Origin of the sequence: Bradyrhizobium sp. 23, assembly GCF_023073295.1 — a bacterium.
Lineage (GTDB): Bacteria > Pseudomonadota > Alphaproteobacteria > Rhizobiales > Xanthobacteraceae > Bradyrhizobium > Bradyrhizobium canariense_D.
In genome coordinates, this window is sequence record NZ_JADPJF010000092.1 from 1 (window position 1) to 24,196 (window position 24,196).

At 59.5% G+C, this 24,196-nt stretch carries 32 protein-coding genes and 6 pseudogenes; 20 read left to right on the forward strand and 18 right to left on the reverse strand.

All coding sequences use genetic code 11. The annotated features are described in order from the left end of the window. Positions 1 to 186: 186 nt before the first annotated feature. Together IVB32_RS22595 and IVB32_RS22600 are read right to left on the reverse strand one after the other, a co-directional pair. The gene (locus IVB32_RS22595) at positions 187 to 561 is read right to left on the reverse strand and encodes a cupin domain-containing protein (RefSeq protein ID WP_247368092.1); all 375 of its coding nucleotides are present in this window, start codon (positions 559 to 561) and stop codon (positions 187 to 189) included. Next, on the reverse strand, positions 561 to 1,325 hold the full coding sequence (locus IVB32_RS22600; RefSeq protein ID WP_247411471.1) for a Crp/Fnr family transcriptional regulator: 765 nt from the start codon (positions 1,323 to 1,325) through the stop codon (positions 561 to 563). The genes IVB32_RS22595 and IVB32_RS22600 overlap by 1 nt, the downstream gene beginning before the upstream one ends. Positions 1,326 to 1,874: 549 nt before the next feature. Here IVB32_RS22600 and IVB32_RS22605 point away from each other — a divergent pair. From IVB32_RS22605 to IVB32_RS22620, 4 genes and pseudogenes are all read left to right on the forward strand, one after another. Continuing rightward, the gene (locus IVB32_RS22605) at positions 1,875 to 2,606 is read left to right on the forward strand and encodes a Crp/Fnr family transcriptional regulator (RefSeq protein ID WP_247368091.1); all 732 of its coding nucleotides are present in this window, start codon (positions 1,875 to 1,877) and stop codon (positions 2,604 to 2,606) included. 68 nt (positions 2,607 to 2,674) lie between these two features. Continuing rightward, positions 2,675 to 2,860 (forward strand): hypothetical protein, encoded by a 186-nt coding sequence (locus tag IVB32_RS22610; RefSeq protein ID WP_247368098.1) that lies wholly within the window; start codon positions 2,675 to 2,677, stop codon positions 2,858 to 2,860. A 106-nt stretch (positions 2,861 to 2,966) separates the two neighbouring features. Continuing rightward, a pseudogene (locus IVB32_RS22615) lies at positions 2,967 to 3,342 on the forward strand (carboxymuconolactone decarboxylase family protein); the annotation flags it as partial. A gap of 101 nt (positions 3,343 to 3,443) precedes the next feature. After that, positions 3,444 to 3,838, forward strand: a pseudogene (locus IVB32_RS22620) (cupin domain-containing protein). Positions 3,839 to 3,980: 142 nt separating this feature from the next. On the opposite strand, the gene IVB32_RS22625 reads toward IVB32_RS22620, so the two are convergent. The 3 genes from IVB32_RS22625 to IVB32_RS22635 all read right to left on the reverse strand — a co-directional run bounded on the left by IVB32_RS22625 (position 3,981) and on the right by IVB32_RS22635 (position 6,728). Beyond that, positions 3,981 to 4,454, reverse strand: a complete 474-nt coding sequence (locus IVB32_RS22625) for a hypothetical protein (protein ID WP_247368090.1) — start codon at positions 4,452 to 4,454, stop codon at positions 3,981 to 3,983. A 29-nt stretch (positions 4,455 to 4,483) separates the two neighbouring features. Continuing rightward, positions 4,484 to 6,301, reverse strand: coding sequence for a DNA ligase D (ligD, locus tag IVB32_RS22630; RefSeq protein ID WP_247411472.1), 1,818 nt, complete (start codon positions 6,299 to 6,301; stop codon positions 4,484 to 4,486). A 124-nt stretch (positions 6,302 to 6,425) separates the two neighbouring features. Continuing rightward, on the reverse strand, positions 6,426 to 6,728 hold the full coding sequence (locus tag IVB32_RS22635) for a hypothetical protein (RefSeq protein WP_247368087.1): 303 nt from the start codon (positions 6,726 to 6,728) through the stop codon (positions 6,426 to 6,428). A gap of 725 nt (positions 6,729 to 7,453) precedes the next feature. Here IVB32_RS22635 and IVB32_RS22640 point away from each other — a divergent pair. Continuing rightward, the gene (locus tag IVB32_RS22640; RefSeq protein WP_247368085.1) at positions 7,454 to 7,684 is read left to right on the forward strand and encodes a hypothetical protein; all 231 of its coding nucleotides are present in this window, start codon (positions 7,454 to 7,456) and stop codon (positions 7,682 to 7,684) included. A gap of 241 nt (positions 7,685 to 7,925) precedes the next feature. Here the strand turns inward: IVB32_RS22640 and IVB32_RS22645 are convergent, their stop codons facing one another. After that, positions 7,926 to 8,108 carry a hypothetical protein gene (locus IVB32_RS22645; RefSeq protein WP_247368084.1) on the reverse strand — a complete coding sequence of 61 codons (183 nt, stop codon included), beginning with the start codon at positions 8,106 to 8,108 and terminating at the stop codon, positions 7,926 to 7,928. Positions 8,109 to 8,352: 244 nt separating this feature from the next. Here IVB32_RS22645 and IVB32_RS22650 point away from each other — a divergent pair, with 244 nt between their 5' ends. Both IVB32_RS22650 and IVB32_RS22655 read left to right on the forward strand, forming a co-directional pair. Continuing rightward, positions 8,353 to 8,772, forward strand: a complete 420-nt coding sequence (locus tag IVB32_RS22650; protein ID WP_247368081.1) for a CopG family transcriptional regulator — start codon at positions 8,353 to 8,355, stop codon at positions 8,770 to 8,772. A gap of 4 nt (positions 8,773 to 8,776) precedes the next feature. Beyond that, positions 8,777 to 9,976, forward strand: a complete 1,200-nt coding sequence (locus IVB32_RS22655; RefSeq protein WP_247368078.1) for a PHB depolymerase family esterase — start codon at positions 8,777 to 8,779, stop codon at positions 9,974 to 9,976. An 80-nt stretch (positions 9,977 to 10,056) separates the two neighbouring features. Here IVB32_RS22655 and IVB32_RS22660 read toward each other — a convergent pair whose 3' ends face one another. The 4 genes and pseudogenes from IVB32_RS22660 to IVB32_RS22675 form a co-directional block, all read right to left on the reverse strand. Further along, the gene (locus tag IVB32_RS22660; protein ID WP_247368073.1) at positions 10,057 to 10,266 is read right to left on the reverse strand and encodes a hypothetical protein; all 210 of its coding nucleotides are present in this window, start codon (positions 10,264 to 10,266) and stop codon (positions 10,057 to 10,059) included. Positions 10,267 to 10,814: 548 nt separating this feature from the next. Then, positions 10,815 to 10,952 carry a hypothetical protein gene (locus IVB32_RS22665; RefSeq protein WP_155809819.1) on the reverse strand — a complete coding sequence of 46 codons (138 nt, stop codon included), beginning with the start codon at positions 10,950 to 10,952 and terminating at the stop codon, positions 10,815 to 10,817. Positions 10,953 to 11,073: 121 nt separating this feature from the next. Continuing rightward, positions 11,074 to 11,388: a hypothetical protein gene (locus IVB32_RS22670; RefSeq protein ID WP_247411474.1), complete on the reverse strand. Its 315-nt coding sequence runs from the start codon at positions 11,386 to 11,388 to the stop codon at positions 11,074 to 11,076. Further along, positions 11,385 to 11,632 (reverse strand): annotated as a pseudogene (locus tag IVB32_RS22675) (hypothetical protein). The gene IVB32_RS22670 and the pseudogene IVB32_RS22675 overlap by 4 nt, the downstream one beginning before the upstream one ends. A gap of 380 nt (positions 11,633 to 12,012) precedes the next feature. Here IVB32_RS22675 and IVB32_RS22680 point away from each other — a divergent pair. Continuing rightward, positions 12,013 to 12,401, forward strand: a pseudogene (locus tag IVB32_RS22680) (Ku protein); the annotation flags it as partial. A 654-nt stretch (positions 12,402 to 13,055) separates the two neighbouring features. Here IVB32_RS22680 and IVB32_RS22685 read toward each other — a convergent pair. From IVB32_RS22685 to IVB32_RS22695, 3 genes are all read right to left on the reverse strand, one after another. Further along, positions 13,056 to 13,265 (reverse strand): hypothetical protein, encoded by a 210-nt coding sequence (locus IVB32_RS22685; protein WP_247368069.1) that lies wholly within the window; start codon positions 13,263 to 13,265, stop codon positions 13,056 to 13,058. 75 nt (positions 13,266 to 13,340) lie between these two features. After that, a complete protein-coding gene (locus IVB32_RS22690; RefSeq protein WP_247411476.1) occupies positions 13,341 to 13,778 on the reverse strand; it encodes a hypothetical protein in 438 nt (145 codons plus the stop codon). Next, a complete protein-coding gene (locus tag IVB32_RS22695; RefSeq protein WP_247368064.1) occupies positions 13,771 to 14,853 on the reverse strand; it encodes an ImmA/IrrE family metallo-endopeptidase in 1,083 nt (360 codons plus the stop codon). Before IVB32_RS22695 ends, IVB32_RS22690 begins: the two co-directional genes overlap by 8 nt. A gap of 110 nt (positions 14,854 to 14,963) precedes the next feature. Here IVB32_RS22695 and IVB32_RS22700 point away from each other — a divergent pair, with 110 nt between their 5' ends. Then, positions 14,964 to 15,449, forward strand: a complete 486-nt coding sequence (locus IVB32_RS22700) for a hypothetical protein (RefSeq protein ID WP_247368063.1) — start codon at positions 14,964 to 14,966, stop codon at positions 15,447 to 15,449. Positions 15,450 to 15,473: 24 nt separating this feature from the next. Here IVB32_RS22700 and IVB32_RS22705 read toward each other — a convergent pair whose 3' ends face one another. Beyond that, a complete protein-coding gene (locus IVB32_RS22705; RefSeq protein ID WP_247368061.1) occupies positions 15,474 to 15,788 on the reverse strand; it encodes a hypothetical protein in 315 nt (104 codons plus the stop codon). Positions 15,789 to 15,812: 24 nt separating this feature from the next. On the opposite strand from IVB32_RS22705, the gene IVB32_RS22710 reads away from it, so the two are divergent. After that, complete coding sequence (locus IVB32_RS22710) at positions 15,813 to 16,022, forward strand: hypothetical protein (RefSeq protein WP_247368059.1); 210 nt, start codon at positions 15,813 to 15,815, stop codon at positions 16,020 to 16,022. A 433-nt stretch (positions 16,023 to 16,455) separates the two neighbouring features. Here IVB32_RS22710 and IVB32_RS22715 read toward each other — a convergent pair whose 3' ends face one another. Then, the gene (locus IVB32_RS22715) at positions 16,456 to 16,692 is read right to left on the reverse strand and encodes a hypothetical protein (protein ID WP_247368056.1); all 237 of its coding nucleotides are present in this window, start codon (positions 16,690 to 16,692) and stop codon (positions 16,456 to 16,458) included. Positions 16,693 to 16,897: 205 nt separating this feature from the next. Between IVB32_RS22715 and IVB32_RS22720 the strand changes: the two are divergent. The 4 genes and pseudogenes from IVB32_RS22720 to IVB32_RS22735 all read left to right on the forward strand — a co-directional run. After that, positions 16,898 to 17,116: pseudogene (locus IVB32_RS22720) on the forward strand (hypothetical protein); the annotation flags it as partial. A gap of 86 nt (positions 17,117 to 17,202) precedes the next feature. After that, positions 17,203 to 17,457: a hypothetical protein gene (locus IVB32_RS22725; RefSeq protein WP_247368053.1), complete on the forward strand. Its 255-nt coding sequence runs from the start codon at positions 17,203 to 17,205 to the stop codon at positions 17,455 to 17,457. Then, on the forward strand, positions 17,454 to 18,854 hold the full coding sequence (locus IVB32_RS22730) for a hypothetical protein (RefSeq protein WP_247368050.1): 1,401 nt from the start codon (positions 17,454 to 17,456) through the stop codon (positions 18,852 to 18,854). The genes IVB32_RS22725 and IVB32_RS22730 overlap by 4 nt, the downstream gene beginning before the upstream one ends. 129 nt (positions 18,855 to 18,983) lie before the next feature. Then, positions 18,984 to 19,250 (forward strand): hypothetical protein, encoded by a 267-nt coding sequence (locus IVB32_RS22735; protein WP_247368048.1) that lies wholly within the window; start codon positions 18,984 to 18,986, stop codon positions 19,248 to 19,250. 76 nt (positions 19,251 to 19,326) lie between these two features. Here the strand turns inward: IVB32_RS22735 and IVB32_RS22740 are convergent, their stop codons facing one another. Further along, positions 19,327 to 19,554 carry a hypothetical protein gene (locus IVB32_RS22740; protein ID WP_247368046.1) on the reverse strand — a complete coding sequence of 76 codons (228 nt, stop codon included), beginning with the start codon at positions 19,552 to 19,554 and terminating at the stop codon, positions 19,327 to 19,329. A gap of 350 nt (positions 19,555 to 19,904) precedes the next feature. Here IVB32_RS22740 and IVB32_RS22745 point away from each other — a divergent pair, with 350 nt between their 5' ends. After that, positions 19,905 to 20,339, forward strand: coding sequence for a hypothetical protein (locus IVB32_RS22745; RefSeq protein ID WP_247368045.1), 435 nt, complete (start codon positions 19,905 to 19,907; stop codon positions 20,337 to 20,339). A gap of 466 nt (positions 20,340 to 20,805) precedes the next feature. Here IVB32_RS22745 and IVB32_RS22750 read toward each other — a convergent pair whose 3' ends face one another. Further along, complete coding sequence (locus tag IVB32_RS22750) at positions 20,806 to 21,006, reverse strand: hypothetical protein (protein WP_247368044.1); 201 nt, start codon at positions 21,004 to 21,006, stop codon at positions 20,806 to 20,808. Positions 21,007 to 21,423: 417 nt separating this feature from the next. On the opposite strand from IVB32_RS22750, the gene IVB32_RS22755 reads away from it, so the two are divergent. Beyond that, entirely contained in the window at positions 21,424 to 21,705 is a 282-nt protein-coding gene (locus tag IVB32_RS22755; RefSeq protein ID WP_247368094.1) for a hypothetical protein, read from the forward strand. 319 nt (positions 21,706 to 22,024) lie between these two features. Next, a complete protein-coding gene (locus IVB32_RS22760) occupies positions 22,025 to 22,279 on the forward strand; it encodes a hypothetical protein (RefSeq protein ID WP_247368042.1) in 255 nt (84 codons plus the stop codon). A gap of 145 nt (positions 22,280 to 22,424) precedes the next feature. Here the strand turns inward: IVB32_RS22760 and IVB32_RS22765 are convergent, their stop codons facing one another. Continuing rightward, entirely contained in the window at positions 22,425 to 22,568 is a 144-nt protein-coding gene (locus IVB32_RS22765) for a hypothetical protein (RefSeq protein ID WP_247368040.1), read from the reverse strand. A 339-nt stretch (positions 22,569 to 22,907) separates the two neighbouring features. On the opposite strand from IVB32_RS22765, the gene IVB32_RS22770 reads away from it, so the two are divergent. The 3 genes and pseudogenes from IVB32_RS22770 to IVB32_RS22780 all read left to right on the forward strand — a co-directional run. After that, the gene (locus tag IVB32_RS22770) at positions 22,908 to 23,087 is read left to right on the forward strand and encodes a hypothetical protein (RefSeq protein WP_247411483.1); all 180 of its coding nucleotides are present in this window, start codon (positions 22,908 to 22,910) and stop codon (positions 23,085 to 23,087) included. Between the two features lie 35 nt (positions 23,088 to 23,122). After that, a complete protein-coding gene (locus tag IVB32_RS22775; protein WP_247368096.1) occupies positions 23,123 to 23,503 on the forward strand; it encodes a hypothetical protein in 381 nt (126 codons plus the stop codon). Positions 23,504 to 23,567: 64 nt separating this feature from the next. Further along, positions 23,568 to 24,014, forward strand: a pseudogene (locus IVB32_RS22780) (ATP-binding protein); the annotation flags it as partial. Between the last annotated feature and the right edge of the window lie 182 nt (positions 24,015 to 24,196).

The window sequence follows — 24,196 nt, forward strand, 5'->3', positions numbered from 1 at the left end:
TTTGAAAGCCCGTCCGCATGGCGCTGATTCTCCGTTTGAGAACCACAGTCGCCCGGCAAACTTCATCGGAAATGAGTCAGACCCAATGTTGGGAGCCGATGGAGAACCACGCGTGAGCGATGCGATGCGCAACTACCGGAACTCGGTAGGCCGAGCGCACTGAAGGCGGCGGGACGGCTATGCGAGCTAGAGATTGTCAGCAGAATCTTGGGCGAGACTGATCTTCCAAATCCGGATCTCTCCATCCGTACGTTCAAAGCGATGCGGGTAGCCCCGCGGGATGAACAGCAAATCGCCGGCCGTGCATTCCATCTCTTTGCCGTCCAGGCGCAAACTCCCATAGCCCGAAACGATAATATAGATGGCATCAGCGGAACCGTCGTCGGGTGCTCCGCTTTCAACGCGGTCAAAAGGCACGATGCTGAGAGAAGACGCTTCGGACCTGTAGCAAACGCGCAAGGTTTCGCACGCTTCCCTCCAGCTCATACCTGACGCGATCTCCGTCAGGTTGATCGGAGTGCCCTCAGCGGGAGACGACCACGCATCCAGAAAAGTAGACATCAGATCAGCCCACGCATTCGCTTGGCGGGTTCGCTGTCAGGCTCCCGTTTTGCCCGATCGAGGTGCAGATAATTGCTTTCGAAACGTGCCGCATTGCGCAGCCCGGCAGGATCACACACCGTCCAGGTATTTCCCTCAATGCTGATCAGATTCTCCTGACGGAGGCGTCCCAGCGTTCGGTTCACATACACTGGTGTGAGGCCGGTCGCGTCGGCCAGATCCGTCTGAGTCACGGGAAATTCGAACTTTTGGTCGTCCACCACTCCGAAGGCGCGCATCCGAAGGAATATCTCGTAGGTCAGAAACGCGATCCGCGCATATGCGTCGCGACGGCCCACATCGATGATGCGCTCACGCAGGACGCCTTCGTCCTGCAAGGTGTTCCACCAGAACGCCAGCGCGATGCTGGGTCGATTGAGAAGGAGATCCTTCATGATTTCGCCGGAGATGGATGCGACGAGGCTTGGCGTTAATGTCCCGATACTGTGATCCATTTCATCAAGGATGAAGATTTCCGAATCGCAGGGATCGCCGGGCACCAGGAACGCCATGATCTGACGGGCGCCGTCTTCAAGGTGTTTGTAGCGGCATGCCAGGCCGGTGATGACGAGGTGGATATCAGAAGAATGCTCCCCCTCTCTTATGATGTCCTGTCCCGGACCATACTGTCGCTGCCGCTCACAGCTAATACGGTTCAGCAATTGACGGTCTTCGTCACTGAACGGCGCGAACTGCTCCAGTTTCCTGATTAGCGGGCTGTCCATGGGTTTCCTCCGCGGGGAGAACGCCGGACGACACTTTTGGTGCCTCTTGTACCTCAATTGCACAATCGTGACCTTGATCTAGTTTAGTGTCGTGCTCGCGCCCTGGTCCGATAGTGCGGGTGATGGCGCCAATGAATCCCACCATTCACGGTCAAGGCAGCCTGATTCAGGCAGAGTTCATCCCAGGATCGGATCAAACTTGCCAAAATAGCGCTTTCTACGCGCGCATGGACCGCCTTAAGCGGGAAATTGTGCGCTGCATGACGAGTACATCCGAACGTATTCAACACACGAAGGAGACGCTTTCGACAACGACCGAACTCGTCGCGTATAGCCAGGAAGCAATCGCACGGTCGTTTCAACTCCTTAAAGTGAATAAGAGGGTTTGAGGACCGCTCGGACCTATTACTCGTTCCTCACTCCGGAGAGATTCAGCTTTTCGTCGTAGCGTCCGATTGCACCTGGCCATGCAACTTGGATCACGTGTTCCTGGCATCTGTGAACCAACCGCAACGGATGGTCTTGCCTTCGGCCATCAGGAGAATCATCATGCATCCCACAGAAATCCTGATCCGACGATTGCGTGCGAACACTCGGCTGTCCGACGAGGACGCCGCCGCAATCAAGACGCTGCCCGTCGATGTAAAGCAGCTTACAGCGGACACTTACGTCGTTCGGGAAGGTGATTGCCCCAAACGTAGCTGTTTGGTCCTGAGTGGCTTCCTCTGCCGGTCGAAGATTGCCGAGAACGGAAAGCGTCAGATCCTGTCCTTCCACATCCCGGGAGACATTCCGGACCTACAGAGTCTTTTTCTCAGTGTCATGGATCATGATCTGGCGACAATATCCAAGGCGACACTGGGCTTCGTCGACCATTCCGCTCTTTCGGCACTGATCGAGCAGCGGCCCGCAGTCGCGCGCGCTTTCTGGTGCGAGACGCTGATCGACGCCGCAATCTTCCGTGAGTGGATCGTCAACGTGGCAGTGCGCCAAGCACCGGCCCGTATGGCGCATCTTCTCGCCGAAATGCGCGAGCGTTTGGCTGCGGTCGGACTCGTCGGCGATGACGAGTTTGAGTTTCCTGTTACGCAATCTGAATTGGCCGAGGCGCTTGGGCTAAGCGTCGTACACGTCAATCGCGTTCTTCAGGGCTTCCGCGCGGATGGCGTTCTCGATCTGCAGAAGAAGATGGTCAAGTTGATCGACGTCGAGAGAGTCCTCATTGAGGGCGGATTTGATGCAGCGTACCTGCACCAGAATGGCAACGCTTCTCCATACTGACGGCTCTGCGGTCTGCAATCACCGTGGCGTGCATCACGGCTGTTGCGGGGCGGCGGAAGGTACTCTTCATGGCGGACTACACGCGCAACGCCGTCGTGCACAACGAGGTGGTTGACCCCGGGGTGGAACTGATCGACAAACCGTTCACAATGAACGAACTGCCGCTCGGATTCGCTACATACTCGGCAAAAGCGTGTGACATCTCGCAAGCGGGAGCGATGCCAAGAGCATACCTTCCGAAGGATCCGTCGTGAGCCATCTTACAACGAAAAGCCAATTGACCGCAGCCACCAAAGTCAGGAAGCGCTGCACGCCGTTTCTCGCTGGCCCGTAGGGTTCCCGACCCGCAACATCAGGGTCGATCAACTCCCGCCGGCCTCGGGGCCGCAGCTACCGCTCGACGAGGCGGCGGAGAAGCAGCGGGCAACGCGCGTCGAAGAGCAGTTTGGGCAGATCACGCCGAGCCTTGTCCAGTACAGGACCGACGTGCTGTTCCGGGATCTCTGGCTCAGGCCGGCGCTGGCTCCGCCCGACCGAAGCCTGGTAACCCTGAGCGCCCCTGATCGCCGCCGGTCAAGTTGCGCAGATCACCTATCATCTGAACCGCGCAATGGACAACGGGTTGACGGGGGAGGAAGCCGGCGAGGTGCTCGGCCATGTCGCCTTTTACGCCGGCAGGCCCAACGCATTCTCGGCGGCGCCGGTCGTCAAGGACGTGATCGAGAAGCGACCGTGATCAAGCGCAGGGCCGTCCTCATTGGCGGCAGCGTCGCTGTCGCCGGAATTCACCACCCGCTGGTTCTCGCGGCTTCAACACGGAAGGAGACCAAAATGGACATCGACATCAAGAGGAACGGATCCCGCCCTTCACAGAAGGGGCCCGAAGACTGGTTCACCGGCACGGTACGAGTAGATCCGCTATTTCAGGCGCCGGAGCCGGCCCGCGCGAGCGGCGCCTATGTCACGTTCGAGCCTGGGCGCGGACTGGTTGGCACACGCACCCACTTGGCCAGACGCTGATCGTCACTGCCGGCCTCGGTTGGGTGCAGCGCGAAGGCGGTTCGGTCGAGGAAATTCGCGCAGGCGACGTCGTGTGGTTTCCGCCCGGACTGAAGCACTGGCACGGCGCATCGGCGACGACCGCCATGACGCACATCGCGATCCAGGAAACTCTCAACGGCAAGAACGTTGAATGGATGGAGAAGGTCCGGGACGACCAGTACCGGAAGTGACTGAGTGGCAATCAAAACGCTGGGCTTACCGGCCTCCAGTGGTCGATGCTCTGAAGGATCGACTTGGCGCGCTCATTCTGAGCATCCCGCTTGGCGGCCGCAGCGACCCAGACGGAGCTGTCAACGAACGCACTCATGCGTGTCACTCCTGAATCGGGTACTGCCAAATGTCGCGCTTTGGCTCGTTGCCCTCAAGCCATTTTTGCGCGCGCTCTTTCGAGGCAAAGAGCTTGATCCAATCGGGCTCACCGGTGGCTCTCGACGCCGAATCGGGCAAGCAGAGCCAGACCGATCCCTCGACTGGTCCGCCTTCCACTTCGTATTCCCAGGCAAAGCCTTCGGGGTCGTTGTCCTGGAGCCGGGCGTCGGCGGCACCTCCAGATGCAAATACCTTGACCCATTCGGGATCTCCGATCGTGCGCGACTTGCCGTTCTGGTAGTCATCAAGGTAGAGCCATACGGCTCTGCCCTCGCGGCGAACTTCATCATGGCTGCGTACCACCTCGTTGACCCTCTGCCGGTCCGAGCGATCGGCTTCAGGCAGCGACGTCACCGCGGCATAGAGTTCGGCGGGAATGCTGCGCCTGTCGCCCAGAGACTTGTCGCGCCATTCCATCCATTGATCGAATGCATCCGACATACGGCTCACCTCCTCGGTTTGGCGCGGAACGGACTGTCGATGGTGAAGGCGTCCGGCGCGATCCCGCTCTCGATGCGCTTCCAGGTCACGGGCGCTGCGATCGGAATTCCCTTTCGGGCTCGCGGGGAATAGGTGCCGATCGCGGTGGTCCCACGGCCGTTGCGCAGATAATCGAGGAAGATGCGATCGCGACGCTTTGCCTGAGCAGACAGGAGATAGCGGTCTGGATGGCGCGCTGCGAGAGCGGAGACCAGCTGATGCGCGACCCGATGCGCCTTATCGTGCAGCACCGGTTGATCCAGTGGCGCCATCAGGTGAATGCCTTTGCCGCCGGTGAGCTTGGGCCAGGTCTCGAACCCCTCGCGCTTCATCAGCGTGCGCAGATCGAGCGCGGTCTCCACGACTGCATCCCAATCGACGCCGTCTCCGGGATCGAGGTCGATCACGATGAGGTCGGCATGTTCGAAGTCCTCGACGGTCGCATTCCACGGGTGCAGCTCGATGGCCCCGACTTCGACCAGCCCAAGGAAACCATCCAGGCTGTCGACCCACAGGCGCGTTCCTTGGCCGCCATCGCGCTTCTGAATACGCAGCTGGTGCACGGCGGCGGGAATGTCCTTCGGCAGCGGCCCCTTGTGATAGAAGGTCGTGCCGTGCACGTGGCGCACGAGCTTCAGCGGACGATGCCCGAGGTGCGGCAGCGCCTTCTTCCAGGCCTTGGTCCAATAGTCTGCGAGTTCTTCTTTCGACGGAGCAACGGCTTCGGGCAGAAGTTGCAGGATGTTCTCTCGGGGGACGCCCAGCTTCGGCCGGCCGGCCACGGAGGGCACCAGCCGCGGCGCCTTGACCTTGCGCAATGCGAGATCGTCGCGAAAACCCTTTAACACAGCTTCGCGGAGCAGGCCATCATCGGTCAGCGCGCCATATTGGACCTCGACCTCGAGAGTCGGCTCAACCCAGGTCGCCTTCGGCTTTTTGACCGCCATATCGAGTGGAGAAGTCTTGCGGATGAACGGATCCAGCCGCTCGCGTAATTCGCGCGCCGTCGTCTCGCTGTAGCCGGTACGCACCTTGCCGGCATAGAGCAGCTTGCCGTTCTGGCGCCGGCCGACGTAGAGCGAGGCGACCTTGCGCGGGCGCGCCCCAAGCTTCTCCACGAAGGCGACGATCGGAAAGGTCTCGCTCTTCTTGCACTTGAGCTTGACCCAGCTCTCCTGCCGACCCGAGCGGTACGGGTCGCCCAGCCGCTTGGCCACCAGACCTTCGAGACCCAGTTTGCACCCTTTGTCGAAGATCACGTTGCCGTCGGCCGCAAGCGCCTCGACGTAAATGAAGCTTTCCGGTGCGTTCTTCAGAAGCCGCTGCAGCAGGCGCTTGCGATCCTCATACGCGACGCCACGCAGATAATAGCCGTCGAGATACAGGAGATCGAACGCGTGGTAGCGCACACGCTCGCTGCGCTTGGGGCCGAGCTCCCGCCTGAGCTGCTGGAAGTCGGGCAGGCCGCCACTGCCGTACACCACGGCCTCACCGTCGATGATTGCACTGTTTGCCTTGAGTAGGTCGGCGCTCGCGGCAATGGAGGAGAATTGTTCGGTCCAGTCCACGCCGGTGCGTGAATAGACCTTGGCGTCCGCATCTCGCAGGTGCAGCTGCGCGCGGTAGCCGTCGGCCTTGATCTCGTAGACCCAGTCTTCGCCGCGCGGCGGATTCTCGCGCAACGTGGGATCACACGGCTCGATGTAACCAGGAATAGCAGCTTTGACGGCGCCATGGACACGCGATACTCCCCAACGAGACTGACGCAACGCCACAGCACACATGCCGATTCAACGTCGTCACGCTGATTCGTTCCGTCCACGGAGTCCGCTACCGCGGGCGCGAAGACCAGTTCCGGTCTCGGCGTTGCGCGCCGAAGCGCTTCAGAGGCAGATGACGGGACGCTGGCTACGGCCGCTGCGCCCTTTCAATCGCTGCCTTTGCTTCTGCCAAGGTGCAGCCGTTCGCGGCACGGAAAAGTGAAACTGCGCGGACCTTCTCGCCGGCTTTGAGCGCGTCCTCTATTTCTGTCGAACCACCCAGCGGCTGATAGCTCAGACCGCCATGTTTCAGTAGCAAGTCGAGCTTTGCTTCAACTCTTTCCAGCGAGACCAGTCGCCGCTGCAGGCCTGTTATTTTCAGGCGAGAATAGAACGCCAGCGCCACGAGCATCGCGAGCACAAGGGCGGTAGATGTGGCAATCGTTTCCATGAAGCACTCAATTTAGCGTCGGGCGATCATCCCTCCGCATACGATTCCAGATAGCCGCAGGCCGAGCACCGATAGGTCGTCACGGTAAGCGCCTTCCTGCCGAACATGAACGACTCGCGGTACGTGGCAGGCGGCACTCCCGCAAACCAAAGCAACTGCCCACGCCCCGGGCTAGGAATGAAGCCCTGCTCCATGGTCCTCTCGCATTTCGGGCAAGCTTTTTGCTCTGTCATTTCGGGATCGTAGACGGACCGCCGAACGTTACAAGCCCTCGCAGGAGCGCCCGTTCGGTCCGGGAGCTGGAGCAGATTCGGTCCCTGCCTCGTCTGCTGCCGGGCGGGTGGCACTCCAGCGGCGCCTTGTCCCTCCGGCGCAAAGCGCAGGAACGTCTCCAGTTTCGTGCGGTTGCCACGCGGGTGCGGAGAGCTCGACCATCCTTGAAACGGATACCTTGCTGGTAAAATGCCCGAACTGCGGGGCATGGCCTATGGCCGCAAACCTTCCCAAAAGCATCCCACGGGAGGTGGAGGTCGAGTTCAGATGCTCCCGGTGCACTCACCATGAGGTGGGACGTTTCCTACGCGCGAGGGCAGTGAAAGGGGACGAGCCTCACCGAGTGGCGTAGGCCGCAGGGACTGGAATGGCTCAGCCTGAATTTCTCGCGGAACGGCGATGCTCGCCCCGACTTGATGATCGGTGCGATTTCATTTCGGAGGAGAACGATCATGAAAACCATCGTCGCCACTGCCTGCCTGCTCGCAATTGCGTTGGCCTCGCCAGTGCAGGCCAAAGGATGCATCAAGGGCGCGATCGTGGGTGGTGTTGCCGGCCACATGGCGGGCCATGGGAAGCTCGGGGCGGTAGCCGGCTGCGCAATCGGACATCATGAGGCCAACAAGCAGAATGCCAATAACCCGAGCAACTCGAACGCCCAGGCGCCGTCCGGGCAGAAGTAGCTGTGCAGGGCGCTGCGGCAGCGCGCCCTGCTCGTCGCGAGCGAGCAAATCGGCACAGATGCTCGGACCTGCCTTAGGCCAATCTGGACGGATCATTGCCCGTTCGATTGATCGGTATGACCGTGCGAGTTCTTTACGAAAGCAGCAATGGTGACGTGTGGGCGCTGCGCGTAGCGGCGGGCAGCCCTGACCGCCAGACTGAAGCTGATCGATACCCTGCTGGACGGCCGGGAGAAGGCGCTCAGGCCGACCACTTGTCCTCCTCGCGGCGCGCTTCGTCGTCGTTGATGCGGTAGGCCAAGTCGGCAGCGATTTCTGGATGATCGGTACTGGCGATGGGCTCGCCGTCTTGCTTCTTGATCTTTTGTCCTTCGGCGGTCACCGGAAAATCATCGGGTTCCAACGGCTTCTTGGAAGTGGACATGTATCTTCCTCCTGGACCGCGATCATAGCACGCCACCTAACGAGCCCTCGATTTGATTCAGGCGGAAGTAGACCTGACGGCCGCACGAAGGGTTCGTCCCACCCCCAGGAAGTTCGCGAACGGCAGCACATCCGATCCCGAAGCGCAGCCACGGGAGGGACGTTTGCTGCCTTGTAAATGCACCGTGAATGTCCATTTACCATCCATCTGCCATCCAAACGGATGGTGAAGGGTGGGTGTACCGATGAACGACAATGTACGCGAACTGCGACCCCGAAACCCCGATACCGAGAAGATCACGATCAACCTTGGCTATGTCGACCTCGGCCAGGTCGACCTCATGGTGCAGGAAGGGTTTTATTCGAACCGCACCGATTTCATTCGGACGGCGATCCGCAACCAGCTCGAGCGGCACGCGGATGTGGTCAAGCAGTCGACGGCCCGTAAAAATCTGGACCTGGGGCTGCGCAATTATGCCCGCGTCGATCTCGAGAGGGCGCGGCGCGACGGCGAGATGCTGCACATCAACGTTCTGGGCCTTGCGACCATCGGCCAAGACGTCACGCCCGAGCTGGCCCGCGCCACAATTGCCTCGGTCTCAGTGCTCGGAGCCCTTCATGCCAGCCCCGCGGTCAAGGCCGCTCTCGCCGACCGAACGAGGTGAAACGATGCTGAATCCAGACATGGTCCGCGAAGCGACCCGCCTCACCCGTGCCGGCCAACTGGTCGAAGCCACTGCACTATTGCAGCGAATGCTGCGCGGCGATGGCGGCCCCGCAGCCTCAAGGGGAGATGCTGTGCCTGTTGAGCGTGCGAGGCTCGAGCCCCCGACACTCGAGCTGAAAGCCAATGTCGTCGAGGAGAAGGAGAGCGGACCGTCCACAGAAGCCACGCCTGCCAAACGACACAAAGGCCCCCCGCCCTTCGGCGGCATGAAAGATCTTTCCGGTTTCGGCATGCCAGGTCCGGTCGGGCGCGCTTCACTGTCCGACGCGGATATTGCACCGGACCGCACAAGGTTCGTCTCTGCCACGTTCAGCAACGCGGCGGGCAGCCGGACCTACAAGCTGTTCATCCCGAGCCGCGCTGATGGAGGACCGCGTCCCCTCATCGTCATGCTTCACGGCTGCACCCAGTCACCCGACGATTTCGCCGCCGGCACCCGAATGAATTTTCTGGCGGACGAGCGGAATTGCTTCGTTGTCTATCCGGAGCAGGCACGCGGAGCCAACCATGCGAAATGCTGGAACTGGTTTCGCACAGGAGACCAGCGGCGGGATGGCGGCGAGCCTGCGCTGATCGCCGGCATCACCCGCCAGATCATGCAGGAGCATCCTATCGATCCCAAGCGCGTCTACGTCGCAGGCCTGTCGGCCGGCGGGGCCGCCGCGGCCATCATGGGTGCGACGTACCCCGACCTATATGCCGCCGTCGGCGTCCACTCCGGCCTGGCCTGCGGGGCTGCCAGCGACCTTCCGTCCGCACTGGCCGCTATGCGGCAGGGCAGCGCTGGACCGATCGGGACGGCTGGCGCATCGGTGCCGACCATCGTCTTCCATGGCGATCGCGACACCACGGTGCATCCGAGCAATGCTGACCGGATTCTCCGTGGCCCGAGCGAAGATGCGAGCCTGAGGACGGAAATTCTTCGCGGGCGAGTACCTGAGGGGCACGCATATACCCGCACCATGCTCACCGATGAAGGTGGCTTGGGCACGTCCGAGCACTGGAGCGTTCACGGGGCCGGCCATGCCTGGTCGGGAGGCAGTCCTGCCGGGTCCTACACCGATCCGCGCGGGCCGGACGCGACCAGGGAGATGCTGCGCTTCTTTTTCGAGCATTCGCTGGCAAGCTTCACACGGACATAGGGCGCGGCCTTGAATTCACATCGCCGGATCTCCGCTTTGCCTGAACGCGACGGAGCAGCCGGCTGGCAGGGTAGGTGAGGTCAGGCCTCGCCCGGTTCGGAGAAGATGGAAGCCGGCGGCGTGGTGCGCGGGATCGGCAGTGGTCGTTCAGTTGCTCCGGATTGCCCAGGGCCGCTCTTGGCGTCGTACCGCTTAGCGAGATCCAGCAGACGACGTCGGGTGAACGGATCGGCCCTTTCGGCGATGACACGGGGCCGCTGCGCGAGACCCTGATAGAATTCCTGCTCCATGACGCACCCACAACATCACTGCCCCGACTTGAGTAGCCCGCGGTCGTTGAGTCAAGAAGGCACACGACACGCTCTTGCAACTTTCCGCGACCGTCTTGAGATCGGTATGGCGGCGGACGTAGACTGGCCGTCGCAGGGGAAAATCAGATGCCAGTGTCCTATCCGGTCCGGAAGGCGTGCCCGGCGTGCGGCAAGCCGATGAAGGCTGTGCCTGACGAAATCGCCAACGGGAAGCTGCGGTACGTCTGCACCAATTGCGGAGACGACCCGCTGCAGGACCCGACGGCCCGTAAGTGGGCGGACAGCCCGCTACGGCCGCCCGCGAAATAGGAGATTTCCCCGCGACTTCGGCGTTCTTGCGCCGGCCGACCCCAGCCGGGATTTGCTCCCATGCGAATACTGACAGCCTCTGTTTCGTCGCCTGCCTGTTCTGCCGGCCTCCGCAGCGACGTGCTCAGAAACGATCGCGCATTCGCGGCCCGCGAGGCGCCCGTGTAGTTGAACGCCTCTCATTCGTGAGGGCAGTGCCCCCCTGCGGGCCTAACTTCTCAGAAGGCGAAAGGACGGCCGCTCACCACCGAATGTCCGGTCACGACTAGCTCCGGTTGCTGCACCAGCAACGCAGCGACGCCGACCAGCAGCAGCATCGACGCGACCATGATGGCAATCCACTTCCTGTCGTCCATGAGACACCAATACCCGCTGCGACACCTCGTTCCGAGCATGGCCGCGGCCCGCGCTGCAAAAGATCACGATGATCTCAGTCCCCCGACCTCGAGCTCCCGCCCCTCGTATGCGAGAGCACCTTTACCAGTGTGCGGCCATCATCGATCTCCTTCCGGAAGCAGCGGGGCGGAGCCTAGGCCTCAAAGACTTTGCGGGTGTGAACCAGCTCTCACGTCCGCTGGATATCGACCGCGCCCGTACCTTGCCGACTATGGCCTTCCGGAGCGCGCCCCGCTCTCGGCAGAGGTCGTCGACCTTGGCCCGCATCCTCGAGAGCAGCAGTTCGGCCGAGACGGTCGCGACGCCAGCCCGCTGCAGCATGTGGATTTCGCGCGCCTGGGCGCGGATCTGCCCACGCATGCGGGCGATCTCGTTCCGGACCCAGTGGAGTTTCATGAGGTACTGAGGTCGTCCGGAACGTCGCCGAACTTCCGGATCAGCTTGGCGTCGTTGAAGTCGCCGCTTGACGGTTCCCCGGTCCGCGAGAACGCGATGGCGCCGGCATGGCCAGGCTTGCGGGAGAGCGCCTCAGCCGCATGACCGCGGCGTTGGCGCTCGGGCATTCCGCCGCCTCGCCGGCGGCCACGCTGTCGTCGGAGAAAACGAACGGTAGAGCGACATAGTAGGTCACTTCAGACATCTGGCTCGTCCTTGCATTTGCGCGCCCTTGGAAGCCGTTCCCGGCGTGGCCGGTTGACACCTTCGAGCGGAGCTCCTGCAGCTGCATCGCTAACCATTCGCCACCAGCAAGGCTTTCCGGCTCCCGGGCGCAATCACCGCACGCCTCGATCGCCTGCTCGACGGCGGCGTCGAGGTACCCCGGCCCGGAATCGCACTGCTTGGAGGTTGCGTTCACACGATTATGTTCTCATTTTGTTCTCAGGAGTCAAGACCCACTCTCCCGACTTCCGAAGGGCGGACGGCCTTCGGATGAATCTCGGGGACGGCGGCCGGCTTGTCGGACCGCGCGGGCCCGTACGTCTTGAATCCAAGTCCCCGTACCTGGAGCGTTGCGTAACCATGACCACCCGCGCGAACTGGAAAGGCTTCCTGCGCCTTTCGCTCGTCACCTGCCCCGTCGCGCTCACCCGGCGACCTCGGAGAGCGAGAAGATCTCGTTCAACCAGCTCAACCCGCAGACCGGCCACCGCATCAAGTATCTCAAGGTCGACGCCGACACGGGCGAGGAGGTCCCGAACGAGGACATCGTCAAGGGGTACCAGCTCGAGAAGGACCAGTTCATCGAGGTTTCCAAGGAAGAGCTCGAAGAGATCGCGCTGGAATCTACACGCACCATCGAGATCGATGAGTTCGTCGAGAAGACCGACATCGATCCGCGATACCTTATCCGCCCCTACTACATCCGTCCCGACGGCAAGGTCGGCCACGACGCCTTCGCGGTGATCCGATCAATCTGGGCGCCGTCCAGCGTGCGCTTGATGCGCAGCACGGTGGACAGCAACCATGACGACGTCGCCATACGGCATCAGCAAGTCGCGCGTCGTTGTCGCGATGCGCGATGAATGTCTCGATGGCCTCCTCGCTCTTGCGGAACAGCAGGGCCAGCTCACGGGCCTGCCGCAGATCATCGAGAGCAGACCGGGTCTCGCGGTGAGCTGCTTTGTGCTTCTTATGCCGTTAGCCGATGTCCGGTATGCGGCCGAGAGCAGCCCAACGCGGGGACGGCGCGAAGGTCAGAGATGGGCCATCTCCGGAAGTGCACATGTGTAACCTTCTTCCTTCTCCCCTTGTGGGAGAATGCCCCTCTATCTACCGCGTTGAAGTGGCAGGAGAAACCGGAATCGGTGTCCGTCCAGCGTCCCTTGCACGCGGTTCCTCAAACCTTTTTGGGCAACTTGGATCGAGGCTTGGGAATGTGAACGAGGTAGGGTCGGTCTCGGTGCGTCGCGTATCGGCTCTCGCGAGAAGCTCCTTATGGCTCCTGCCCTCGCCATGTTTGAGAGCGTTGACGGCAAGCCTGTAGTCAGCGATTGCCGAAGCAAGTTCTTTCTTGTCGTGCGCGCGAAGGTAGTCGTCAAGTTGGACGACCGGGTCCTTCCACTTCAGTTTGGATTGCAGCAGAGCCTCAAACATCGAGAACATGCCGACAGCAAGAACGGGCGCGTTGAAGTCGAAAGAGGCGCAAGGCCATTAACCAGCCGGGTTGCGCCACTGGTCTCCAATTCCTTGAAGGTCTGCTGCTCCGATTCGTGGGTGTGGTGCAGCGTGAAATCCATGCACGCGGTGAAAAGCTGAATGTCGGTGAGCGCCATGTCCGTTATTCCGGCAAGTCTATTACCTGATGCAAATTTGTCACGCGGTAACCGGCAGGCCGACCGGCAAAACGATTACGACAGTGCGACCTCTTCCGCCCAGCCAGCGAGGTCTTTCACCGTGCATTGCATGCCGTCATAGGCGTCAATGTTGTCGGCGGATGTGAGCACGATGTAGCCCTTGTTAAGGGCCACCGCCGCAGTATGCCGCTCGACGTGACTATCATAAGCACCTCGCGAAAATCCTAAATGCAATTCCTCTGTGATCCGCGCCGCTCGCACTTCAACATGCGTGGACAACTGAATCCGCTTAGTGATGTGAGGACCGATTTCTTTTGCCTCGTCCTCGTAAAGCTCCCTTAACTCCTGCAACGCCCAGCTCGGCACACCAATGGTTCCGTCCTCCAAATGAGCGATCAGCGTGGCCTTTAGATTGCCCGATGCCGTTGCCAGCTCATGCAATCCGTTCGTATCAATCACACACGAGCAGTCAGAATCCGGCTTCTTAGCCATCATCGAGCTCCAGATTCCGGAGCTCGTTAGCTGACAGGGAGTTCACGTAGTCGAAGTAGGACCTTTGATACTTCGGCTTTAGACCGGATGCTCGATAGAGATTGATCTCGCTAATCAGCCCCTGATCCAAAAACCGCTTGAACGCCGTGGCAAACGCAAACCCAAATTTTGCGAGCTTTACCTTTTCTTGTGCTGGCGGCTGTTTGCCTCCGCCCCCCTTCTCAGAATAATCGGGATTGTTGCCGTGGACCAACGAAAGCCATTTGCTGTGGCTTCCAGCCTTGTAAATCGAGAGCTGCTCAAGCCGTAGGACGGTCGCTTCCTGACTAAGTTTGAGCTTGCGAGCAGCCCATCTTACGTCATCCAGATCAGGGTCTCGCGTAACCGACCCGCCGAGCAAACCAGAGATGTAAGATTTTGGAGCAAGGAAGCTGCCCGCAAATCGGTTGCAGCGCCGTTCAACTGCATTCCTCCTCACGAACGGATCCGAAATGCCGGTCTGGCCCATCAACACGTGGCCGAGTTCGTGTACGAGCGTAAAAAGGCGACGTGCACGTGTTTGCTGTTTGCTGTTTATGAGGACCAGCGGATGCGTTTTGTGCGCCAAACAGAACCCGCTGCCATCCTCGCGAGGAAACGACTCCTGCAGAACCAAGATGCCGAGTTCTTCGATTTTTCTGCGCACCAGAACGTAGAACGACCGGGCATCCTTTGCTTCCTGCTGATCCTCTAACGTGATCAAGAAGTGCGCACGAGCTTTAAGAGCAAAGCGGTCAATTTCTTCGTCGGTGGTCGCCGTAAACTTCGGCAATGCCTCTACACCGGGTGCTTCCAGTTCGATCAGCGTCCGCTGGATGCCTTCCGCTAGTCTGATGGCTTCAACGGTCTCGCGGGATTTCGCTGCAGGCTCCGGATTGACCGACCGAAAGTCTGGAATGGCCTCTTCGAGTGTAGGTAGCCGCTGCATGTAAAAAGCGAACGGTGGTAAGACCAGCTCACGAGCTACAGATCGAAGAAGGTCTGACTTGGGCTCCGGATCGCGACGCAGCTCCCGAGACAGCTCGGTCGGTTCCATGCCGAGTCGCTCCGACAGCTTAGCGGGGGTCAACCGCCGTGCCCGAAGAGCCTCTTGGAGAATGTTGGGATTATATGCCACGAATCGCGCATTATGGGGTGGGATGACCGATGAAATATGGCGATCTTTCAAGCATTGTGCAACTAGGGGTTGGCTTGCACATCGGAACGGCCGTTCTTCAGCTATACGGCGAATTGGGTATCGCGCCGTTGGAGCGGCGCATCTCCCGGATCAGGAGGCTCTTCCGGGTGCCCGACGAGGCAGAGCGCCCTTCTCCTGAACTTGAAGAGGAGTTGAACTGGGTTGAAAGCCGGTACGAACTTTTCAAGATAGAATTTTTCCGAGAGTACAGGTGGTGTGTTGTGGCCAACACGGTGGTCGCTTTTGCCTTAGCCGCGCTTCTAGTCGTCATCGCGATATTCGCCGATCAAGAAGTATCGAATGGGCATGAATGGTTTGTTGTGTTCGCTATCGCGGCGTCCTATTTGCCCGCCATTTGCATTTTTGGTTCTCTATGGACGGACGCGCAGAGGCGCGTGAAGCCTTTGGAGGCCAAAGCAGATAGTGTTGAGAAGCGGGCGCTTGAGCACTCTTAGGGCACCCGAGGCAGCGCAATCCCGCTAATTTCTGGCGACTTTACCTTGCTGTGGTTGCTCAGTCTCGACAGCCTCGCATGCAGCGACGGGATTCGGATCCCACCGTGAAACACCGAAACGCTGCATGCGCAGCGCCAATTCGGCACCCTCGCGCTTCGCACCGGGATTGCCATAGGGCTGATCCAGCGCGCTCAAGGTGGGATAGCACCGTAGACTTTGCCACGGCATCAGGCCCAGCGCTTCGATCAATGATTCGCGGCTAACAGTTGCACATTTACAACCCGCACAGTCATTTGAGATACTAAGCTCGTCGATTGAGACGACCAAAACATATTTCATTCAAAGATTAGCAGGCGACAAAAGGTGTTTGATGTCTATCGCAATGACAAGCGCGACTTGCTCGTTCTAAGTACAGGCTCTGCCGTACCCGTGCTTTACTCTGCACATAAGTGGCGCAAGAGCAGAAAAAGAGTTTTCAAAGTCAGCGATGAGATCAAATCAGCGGTTCACGCGCGAGGCTATTACCTCCGCACCCTGCGGGCCAGCAAGGGGCGAATGATCGAGGTCGCGTAAGGTCGGACGCCGCTGACAGCGTTGCCACAAGCCGAGCCGCCATCCTCGCGCTCAACCGAGTTGTGCGCCTATTTTGGTCGCAGCCTTTACTTCGGTTTCATTCTAGGAGGTTGCCGCCCCTGAACGCTTTCCGCTGCCGCCGCGTGCGAGGTTCTGCTTCTGGGGGCCTCAAACACCGCAATGCGACGATCAAGCTGCCACAGCTCGATGTCATTTGCATCAACTAGCTCCTGAACACGTTCCCGTGCTTCCTGCTCGTCGGCACAATGCAAATTGGCAACGCTTATAACGTGGCGGTCGTGATCCAAAAGGTAAGCTCGGTAGTGCGCCATCCCACCCCTCATCCATCAGTGTCCGGTCGAAGTGCTCGGCTCGTTTCACTGTCAAATTGATCTCCGCCAGAGATCTTGGCTGGCTTGATCCCATCGGACCATCACCTCAATATTTCAATGAGCGTTCTCCAGCCGAGCGCATCGTTAGCCGTCAGAAGCGAACCGCCAAGCCTTGCCAAGTAGTTTGGCAACTCGCAATCGGGACGCGCGTTCATAGTCTCGACAAAGGAGGCGACCGAGTTCTTAAGATCACCTCGGTCGAGATGATCCAAAGCTCGCTGCTTGCACCGCTCGACATATTTGTCGCGCGTCATCTCAAGTAACAGGGAACGTTCCATTCCGCCTCCCCAACTGATGGCTGCTTCCAATAGTGAAGTTGGAGCGGAGTGGATTTGGCCCGTCTGTTCGAAAGGCGACAAACGGATGCGCTTTTCGTCGCAACTGTGGGAATTAGGACACAGACACAGATCGCACAGCCTGTCGGCTCCGGGCGCACGACGGCACAAGTTAAAGCCAGTCTCAGGACCTGCACCTTGTCTATAGTTCCTGACGACTACGCCGAACGCCATCGTTGAACTGATCCATCCGAAGCCGATGTGGCTGATCCTCACGACGGATAAGGAGCGCGATGTCTGGATGCGAGCGCTATCGCAAGCTGCGCAAAGCCGGGTTAGGCCGCGCGAAGCCCATTTGTTCCGCCGCGTGTTCATCACCGCCGAAGCTGCCGCCGAATGGCGGCGGGCGCGCGAGCATGCGTCCTAGGCGACCGAACACGCGGCGGCCTAGCCATAGAAAAGCGGCCCGCCACAGGCCGCCGTCTCCGTCATCCTCTCACGGAATTTTTTAGAATGTCGGTGATGAATCCCATCGCGCCTGCGCACACACAACCATCGAAGCAACAGCGTCAGGCAGCCGCCTATGTCGCCATGGCGCTGCCGGTCATTCCGCTCGCCAAGAGCGCGGATGATCTCCGGACTTGGTGGAATCAGGAGCAGCAGCAAAGGGATAAATACGGTCTCACTGAGACCCAAACTCAAACCTTGATCGAAGCCTGCAAGGAGCACGTCCGTAGCCTCGGCGAAACGCGTGGGGTGCAGCCGTGAACGTGCACGATTGCAATTCGCCGGGCGGCGTCCCGATCGCTGTCGATGATGGTGTCGTCAGTGCCAAGGTGCACGTCACCTTCTTCAGGGATTACGCGGCCACACGCTGCACCACCGAGAATCTGACCTTGATGGAATTGCGTGAACGTGTGCTGAATGCAGCGGCGCGCGAGAAAGGCAAGCTGCCCTGGCTGAAGCTGGCGAAGTTCGGCAACAAGCGCAGCGAGAAGAACAGCCTGCGACACGACGACAACGTGCTGGAGGTCACCGGCGTCGAGCTGGACTATGACGTTGAGCAGGTCAGTTTCGATGATGCAGTGAAGGCGGTCGAAGCGACCGGCATCCACGCGTTGCTCTATACGTCGGCATCGCACACGCCCGAGAAACCGCGCTGGCGACTCATTGCTCCAACTTCCAAGCCGTTGCCGCCCGAGATGCGGTACAAGTTGGCAGCGCGGCTCAATGGGGTCCTGAAAACGACGTTCAACGTCGAGGTGATCGCCAAGAGTGACAGCTTCGCGCTCTCGCAGTCGTACTTCTATGGCTGGGTCTGCGACAGCCCAAAGCCCCACCATTGCGCGAAGGTCGTCCAAGGTGCGTTTATCGACCAGCGCGACGATCTCGCCGTGTACGAGGCGACCGGTCGTCCCCACGCGAGCCGCAACACCGGCTCGGGCAATGCCGGCTCCGACACCAAGCCCGGCCGCAAAGATGATGAGTTGATGGCGCTGCTGGAGGCCAGCCGCACGCCCGGCGAGTGGCACAATTCTATCCGCAACGCGATTGCGACCATGATCGGCCGTGGCTGGTCCAACAGCGTGATCAGGCTGATGTGCAAGAACTACTGCAGCAATGGCTACAGCGATCACGACCTCGACGCCCTGATCGACGGCGCCCGGAAGAAGTGGGGCGCGCCGGACGAGGAGCCGGTCGACACGGCCGCCGTCGGCGCAGACGACGTTGCACGCCTGAACAAGGCGCACGCGGTGCTGCCCATCGGCGGCAAGACCCGCGTCGTGACGTTCGGCGAGCTGGATGAATTCCCCGGCCGCCAAACCATCGTGATGACCCAGTCCGTCGGCGACTTCGTATCCCTCACCAACAAATACCGGCATTTCTATCTGGACAAGAAGGGCGAATTGAAAAGCGAGCCCATGGGCAGCCACTGGATCGGAAGCCAACGGCGGCGGCAATACGACGGCGGCATGGCATTCATGCCGCAGCACGACGGCGACGTTGGCAACAGGCTGAACCTGTGGCGCGGCTTCGGCGCGAAGGCGGTCGAGGGGGATTGCTCGAAGTTTCTCGACTTCATGCGTGACATCATCTGTAGCGGTGACGAAGCGAATTTTGATTATGGATTGAGGCTAAGGCGCTGCAACGGCCGTTGCCGGTAAGGATCGATCCTGTTCGTCTAGGCAAAAGGCGAGGACACTGCGGCGAAGATCCGGGAGGACGAGTTTATGTTCCAGGAACGAATTGCCGCACCCAGACATTCTCCAATTCGAGAATTGAAGGAGAATAGCATGCGCAAGTACTTGTTTGCTGCAGCGATAGTGACTGCGATCACGACACCCGCAATTGCGGATGAAGTTGGTGTTGGAGTTCAGGCCGGTCCAGTGGGCGGAGGCGTCACAGTCGGAGAGGCTCACGAGCACCGGCCTATTGATCGCGACCGCACAACTGTCATCAAGGAGCACGAGCCTCGGGAAAGTGATAGAACGACTGTCATTAAGAAAGAGAATGAGGACGGCAGCCGAGAGAAGGCCGTCATTCATCACGATAACGAGTAACAAAATAGCCCGGACCAACGTCCGGGCTTTTTCTTGCCTCACTTGCGCACCTGAAACCAAATGCGCCCGCATGTAGTTAGAAGGCATGGATGATAAAGAGGATCTGCAGGCCCACAGTGAACGAGCGCTTGTCGTGGTTGCCCTCAGCACGGCAACGCTGATTGGGTGCGTTGCGCTTTTGGTTTCTCAATTCTGAGGTTCTCTCATGAAGAAAAAAGAGGGCCGAAGCCCTCTCAACATCAGTACCGACGATAGCCCCGATGGTAGCCATAGCCGCGACGTACATAGGGGCGGCGGACGACATAGGCTCCTCGCCGATACACGGGTCGCGTGCGGACGCACCCGCGCGGACCGCACACCATTGCAACGCTCTCGACGTTGGAGGACTGGAACTGTCCCATAGGGGCGAGCGGCATTGCTGAAGCGGCTCCGGTCGAAAGCACTGCGCCACCCAAGGCGGCCAATGCGAAAAGTGCGTACCTAAATTTCATCTAGTTTCTCCCGTTGAGTGTAGTCTCCGCAGGCAGCGTAGAGGTTCCTCTCTGAACAAGGGATGACCGTGACGACCGGCGAGTGCAAGCATGATCTGAACACAGAGAGTTCCCAATCAAGCCGTCACTGCAGTAGGAGGCACACTCACCCTCTGGAAGACTCTTGGTCGCACAGATTGGCATGTCGGATGTCGGGGTGCATGCTTCTTGCAGCCAATTCCTTGGAGCTGCCCGTGCATTCTCCGAAGACCTTAACAAGCTGTCCATTGGCGAGGTGCTCCCAGTACTCCGCCTCGGCGAGCAGGTTCCAGTTTCTGTCGGGATGGTACGCGGCGCTCTGTCGACACAGCGACGCCATCGCGCGCAATCGGCGTACAGTTTCCATTCACTTTCCTCCCGCTGTTTTTACTTTTCCCCACCTTATTTTGTGTTTTTGCGTCACAGCCATCATGATTATGAACTAGAAATATTTTTAAGTTTTTCCGATCGCCAATCAAGCGAGTTGATGGCGCGATTCTTGCGAACCGATTTTCGGTTCGGCTTCGCACTTGGGTTTAACGCACGCGGCACTGCCGGCGGGCGTTTGTTCCACGCCTGAAACCTTTAGAGCACGCCCACACGCCTCGTTCCGGCCTGCCTGGAAGAGCTGATAGTCGGGCGCCCGAGAATGTCTAACCACCAGGGGAGGCTTGTGAGGCGACTACAGGCCGAACCCGCGCAGCTGATCTCGCGCACAAGCCTGAGCGCCAAGTCACCACGTCGGCCGTACAAGAGCGCCTTATCGAGCTGCGGCATGGTCTCGGTAGCTTGGTGCCTCGATCTCCATGTAGATCCCTCGCTTCCGGGTAAGCATCAGGGCACCGCCCCTGCGCGGCCTTACCGTTTCAGTTTTATATCGACCTTCTCAATCAGTTGGCGGGATTGCCAAATGCTGTCCTTAGACATCGCCACCAACTCCGCTGTGACGGAATCCTGTTGGAGCTTCCGGTGGCGGAAGGTTAAGACCGATTCAATTATCTTTCGAAGATGCTCAAGGGGATCAAAAGTATCTTCTGCCATGGCATTTACTTTGGCGGTTGCAGGCCGGGCGAAGTAAGCCAATCAGTGATATGGGCGCCGGTCTCGGCAATCCTCGCTTGCCTCAGCAAGCTCTCGCGTTCCGTGCCGGCGGGCAACTCCTCTGCCCATGCTTTAAGCTTGGCGGCCTGGTCGGCCATCCTTTCTTCAAGGGAGCGGGTTTGCTTCACTCTGCGGCGCTCTGGCATGGCGCACTCCTTGAGCAGTTAACGACGGCTGGCTCCGTAACAGCGTTGGCTTAGTTTCAGTTCCCGGAACGAAACTAGTTTCAACCTCAAGCTCAGATACGGGCAGCACCGATATTTCGCAGTCGCTGTTTGTTCTTTAGGACTGAATTCCTTGATTTATCCCAAGGGTCCGACAGCGAGTGAGAACAAGGCGGCAACCGAGAACGGATTGCGAACCGCACGGCCGCGCCACGTCAACTTCCTCTTTGATACCCGTCACCGATCTTTCTGGCCACGAGCGGAGTTGCTTGCGGGCCAAAAGGGGCCGATTACTCTAGCGACGCCTCCCCAAATGCGGCCTATTCGTGAGCAAATGTGAAGCGAAGCAAAACGCTCGCGACGCGGTCGGTTGTCCGATGCGATGAAAAGTGAGTGTCAATGATTGCTTTCTTAGGCGTGGTATTCGCGATGGACGTTGACGGCAAAGCTACGTTCGCCTTCGAGGCCAGGAATTTCCGGGAAGCGTCCCAGTTATGCAAAGAGGGCTGGGTTCGTGAGGACTTGGCCACGATTACATCGAACGGCATCCCGCTTTGCTCCTCCACGGCCAAGTTGGCAGTTCGCAGAGCTGACGAAGCCGAGATTGTCATCTATCGAAAGGCAGCTCTCCAAACTCAGACCGAAGACTTGGTCCTAGCATATCTTGTCGATTTAGATTGAGCGTAGCGACCTTCGCCCGTGGCGCGCGCTTCCGGGAAGAGAGTGGTATCAGTGTCTATTACTTCTGCTCTGGGGTCATCACCGGTCATTCCACGCTCGCACTAGACAGGGCCGGTGTACTGCTAATAGCGGACCTTTTCACACCCACGGCGCCCGGTAGTCTGGCTCTGACCCGATCCACCAAGACAGTTCGCCGGGCCGTAGTCATCCGGCGATGGATCGGGTGCTGGAGCATTCACACAACGCCTGATAAGTGCGGCGACGGCGTTGGCTTTAACCGTACCGTCTAAAGTTCACTTCTGCTCGCTGAGCAAGTGCTATGCTGTATTCCAGCGGGGGCAGCACGTTGGCCATTTACCGAATAATGCAGAACCTACCTCTGGGCCCGGACGAAATCGCCCGGCTTTCGACGGCTTACGAACAGGCCCTGCACGCCATCGGCGTAGAAGATCGGAGCGACCCTCTCACCGAGCTGATCGCCAAGAAGATAATCGAGATCGGCCAGACCGGCCTCAAAGACCCCGCCCAAATTTGTAGTCGGGCCGTCGAAGCATTGGACCTGCCGAAAGCGTGATCACGGGAACCGTTTCTGTTCGGGCACAATCCAGTTTGCGGTTTCGAATACCGGCCGCAGCACATCGCCGCCCAGCTTGCCGAGAAACGCTACGCACTGGCGGAATGCCCTGACCAAGCGTGACCAGCCTGGGCCGCATCAAGTTTCAATTTGCCGGGTGATCCAGCGCGCGCGCGCCGGTCGTGTACTCCTTGGCGGCCTGCATAAACTCGTCAGGGGCGTCCATCAGGTCATCAGGTGAACGTTCCGCGCTGAAGATGCGCTGCTCGACTGGAGTACTGAGCGGCATCTTCCTCTTTGAATGCGCGGGCGTGCTCTAGCTTGGTGACCATTTCGGCTGCGCGATGTGAACAATTTCTACATTTGCTGTGCTTTTGCACGTTCATGAAGCGCCACCAGCGTCGCGATCTCGTCCGGCGCAAACCAGATCACACCATCGTCAAATGGCTGACTAGTTGCCAACTGTTGGTTAGTCGCCGACTAACAGTCAGTCTGATGTTGGCTAGTCGCCACCTAGCAATAGTTCAAGTTTTAGCTGACGACACGCATACATCAACGCCAGCGTCTCTTGATACTGTAGTTCGGCGTGCTATTACGCACGCCCATTTAATCGGCTCGGAGAGCATCAGTGGCTAAAACGACTAAGACCAAACGCAAAGAATACACGAATGAAGACGTTAAACTGATTAAATCGCATTCCAAAGCTCGCACCCCTGTCGCCAAACTTTCGAAACTGATGAAGCGGTCCGAAGGTTCGCTGAGACAGAAGGCGCTCGCGCTCGGTATCGGTCTGGGTCATCAGCGGTAGCCACAGGCCATACCCAACCAAAACGGCCCCGGCGCTTGAAGCACTCCGGGGCCGTTCAAGATCATCAGGTACGGGTACGTCCGCCGCGCCATCCGATCAAAAATTATCGCCGACTACGATACCTGACCAAGGTGGGATGTGGAAACGGCACGATTGAGGTAATCACATTCGGCGCGAAAGCGCTCCGCCTCGGCCTCGGCCTTGCGCCAGTCAGCGCGACGCCGGTGCTCAATCGCCAACGCCTTGCGTGTCTCGACATCCAAGATGAACCCTCGAAGGACAGCCCGGCCTACAAGCGGTACCGGCGCATGGAACAGGCGTGGCGCTCATTGGCAGAAGAGCAGGAATGGCTGGACGGCGAAGTGCCACCGCTTGGGACGGATCACGCCGACGTATCGACAAGGCCGCCTGGTTAGGACGTCTCTTTTCAGAGACTTGCGGCGATAGCTCATGCCGCCACTGAGAGACTCCAGCTTCACAGGGGCAACCGGGCTCGGCAAAAGCTGGATTGCCTGCGCCCTCGGCTAAAAGGCCTGCCGCGACAATCGTTCGGTCCAGTATCACCGCGTGCCGCGCCTGTTCGAAGCGCTCGCCCTGGCTCGCGGCGACGGCCGATATGGCCGGCTGCTCAAAACCATCGGCCGCATTCAACTTCTGATTCTCGATGATTGGGGCCTGTCAGTTCTAAATCCGCCCGAACGGCGCGACCTTCTGGAGATCCTCGATGATCGCCACGGTCGCGCCTCCACAATCGTCACCAGTCAGGTCCCTGTTGAACATTGGCACGACGTTATCGGCGACCCAACCCTCGGCGACGCCATCCTGGATCGCCTCGTTCACAACGCTCACCGTCTGCAACTCTCCGGAGAAAGCATGCGAAAGCAGAACGCCCGCAATCAAACTCTTGACGCCAACTCAAACCCCTGAACCAATCACCCATGTCGGTCAAAGCCGCTGCTCATCATCGCGCGAAACAGCTGCTCACGATCGCCTGAAATCGCCGCTCACCATCGCCGAAATACGCACTATTCTCGCGTGGCCAAGGCCGCTGCGATGATGGCGGGCCGCTACGCCCATGCCAAACAGTTCAGCCGGCATCAGCGGCAGTT

What these genes read in the sequence shown, in the direction of transcription:
- IVB32_RS22595 (WP_247368092.1), bottom strand. Translation starts at nt 561, where the DNA reads ATGTCTACTTTTCTGGATGCGTGGTCGTCTCCCGCTGAGGGCACTCCG.
- IVB32_RS22600 (WP_247411471.1), bottom strand. Translation starts at nt 1,325, where the DNA reads ATGGACAGCCCGCTAATCAGGAAACTGGAGCAGTTCGCGCCGTTCAGT.
- IVB32_RS22605 (WP_247368091.1), top strand. Translation starts at nt 1,875, where the DNA reads ATGCATCCCACAGAAATCCTGATCCGACGATTGCGTGCGAACACTCGG.
- IVB32_RS22610 (WP_247368098.1), top strand. Translation starts at nt 2,675, where the DNA reads ATGGCGGACTACACGCGCAACGCCGTCGTGCACAACGAGGTGGTTGAC.
- IVB32_RS22625 (WP_247368090.1), bottom strand. Translation starts at nt 4,454, where the DNA reads ATGGAATGGCGCGACAAGTCTCTGGGCGACAGGCGCAGCATTCCCGCC.
- ligD (WP_247411472.1), bottom strand. Translation starts at nt 6,301, where the DNA reads ATGTGTGCTGTGGCGTTGCGTCAGTCTCGTTGGGGAGTATCGCGTGTC.
- IVB32_RS22635 (WP_247368087.1), bottom strand. Translation starts at nt 6,728, where the DNA reads ATGGAAACGATTGCCACATCTACCGCCCTTGTGCTCGCGATGCTCGTG.
- IVB32_RS22640 (WP_247368085.1), top strand. Translation starts at nt 7,454, where the DNA reads ATGAAAACCATCGTCGCCACTGCCTGCCTGCTCGCAATTGCGTTGGCC.
- IVB32_RS22645 (WP_247368084.1), bottom strand. Translation starts at nt 8,108, where the DNA reads ATGTCCACTTCCAAGAAGCCGTTGGAACCCGATGATTTTCCGGTGACC.
- IVB32_RS22650 (WP_247368081.1), top strand. Translation starts at nt 8,353, where the DNA reads ATGAACGACAATGTACGCGAACTGCGACCCCGAAACCCCGATACCGAG.
- IVB32_RS22655 (WP_247368078.1), top strand. Translation starts at nt 8,777, where the DNA reads ATGCTGAATCCAGACATGGTCCGCGAAGCGACCCGCCTCACCCGTGCC.
- IVB32_RS22660 (WP_247368073.1), bottom strand. Translation starts at nt 10,266, where the DNA reads ATGGAGCAGGAATTCTATCAGGGTCTCGCGCAGCGGCCCCGTGTCATC.
- IVB32_RS22665 (WP_155809819.1), bottom strand. Translation starts at nt 10,952, where the DNA reads ATGGACGACAGGAAGTGGATTGCCATCATGGTCGCGTCGATGCTGCTG.
- IVB32_RS22670 (WP_247411474.1), bottom strand. Translation starts at nt 11,388, where the DNA reads ATGAAACTCCACTGGGTCCGGAACGAGATCGCCCGCATGCGTGGGCAG.
- IVB32_RS22685 (WP_247368069.1), bottom strand. Translation starts at nt 13,265, where the DNA reads ATGGCGCTCACCGACATTCAGCTTTTCACCGCGTGCATGGATTTCACG.
- IVB32_RS22690 (WP_247411476.1), bottom strand. Translation starts at nt 13,778, where the DNA reads ATGGCTAAGAAGCCGGATTCTGACTGCTCGTGTGTGATTGATACGAAC.
- IVB32_RS22695 (WP_247368064.1), bottom strand. Translation starts at nt 14,853, where the DNA reads ATGGAACCGACCGAGCTGTCTCGGGAGCTGCGTCGCGATCCGGAGCCC.
- IVB32_RS22700 (WP_247368063.1), top strand. Translation starts at nt 14,964, where the DNA reads ATGAAATATGGCGATCTTTCAAGCATTGTGCAACTAGGGGTTGGCTTG.
- IVB32_RS22705 (WP_247368061.1), bottom strand. Translation starts at nt 15,788, where the DNA reads ATGAAATATGTTTTGGTCGTCTCAATCGACGAGCTTAGTATCTCAAAT.
- IVB32_RS22715 (WP_247368056.1), bottom strand. Translation starts at nt 16,692, where the DNA reads ATGGAACGTTCCCTGTTACTTGAGATGACGCGCGACAAATATGTCGAG.
- IVB32_RS22725 (WP_247368053.1), top strand. Translation starts at nt 17,203, where the DNA reads ATGTCGGTGATGAATCCCATCGCGCCTGCGCACACACAACCATCGAAG.
- IVB32_RS22735 (WP_247368048.1), top strand. Translation starts at nt 18,984, where the DNA reads ATGCGCAAGTACTTGTTTGCTGCAGCGATAGTGACTGCGATCACGACA.
- IVB32_RS22740 (WP_247368046.1), bottom strand. Translation starts at nt 19,554, where the DNA reads ATGTCGTCCGCCGCCCCTATGTACGTCGCGGCTATGGCTACCATCGGG.
- IVB32_RS22750 (WP_247368044.1), bottom strand. Translation starts at nt 21,006, where the DNA reads ATGCCAGAGCGCCGCAGAGTGAAGCAAACCCGCTCCCTTGAAGAAAGG.
- IVB32_RS22755 (WP_247368094.1), top strand. Translation starts at nt 21,424, where the DNA reads ATGATTGCTTTCTTAGGCGTGGTATTCGCGATGGACGTTGACGGCAAA.
- IVB32_RS22760 (WP_247368042.1), top strand. Translation starts at nt 22,025, where the DNA reads ATGCTGTATTCCAGCGGGGGCAGCACGTTGGCCATTTACCGAATAATG.
- IVB32_RS22765 (WP_247368040.1), bottom strand. Translation starts at nt 22,568, where the DNA reads ATGCCGCTCAGTACTCCAGTCGAGCAGCGCATCTTCAGCGCGGAACGT.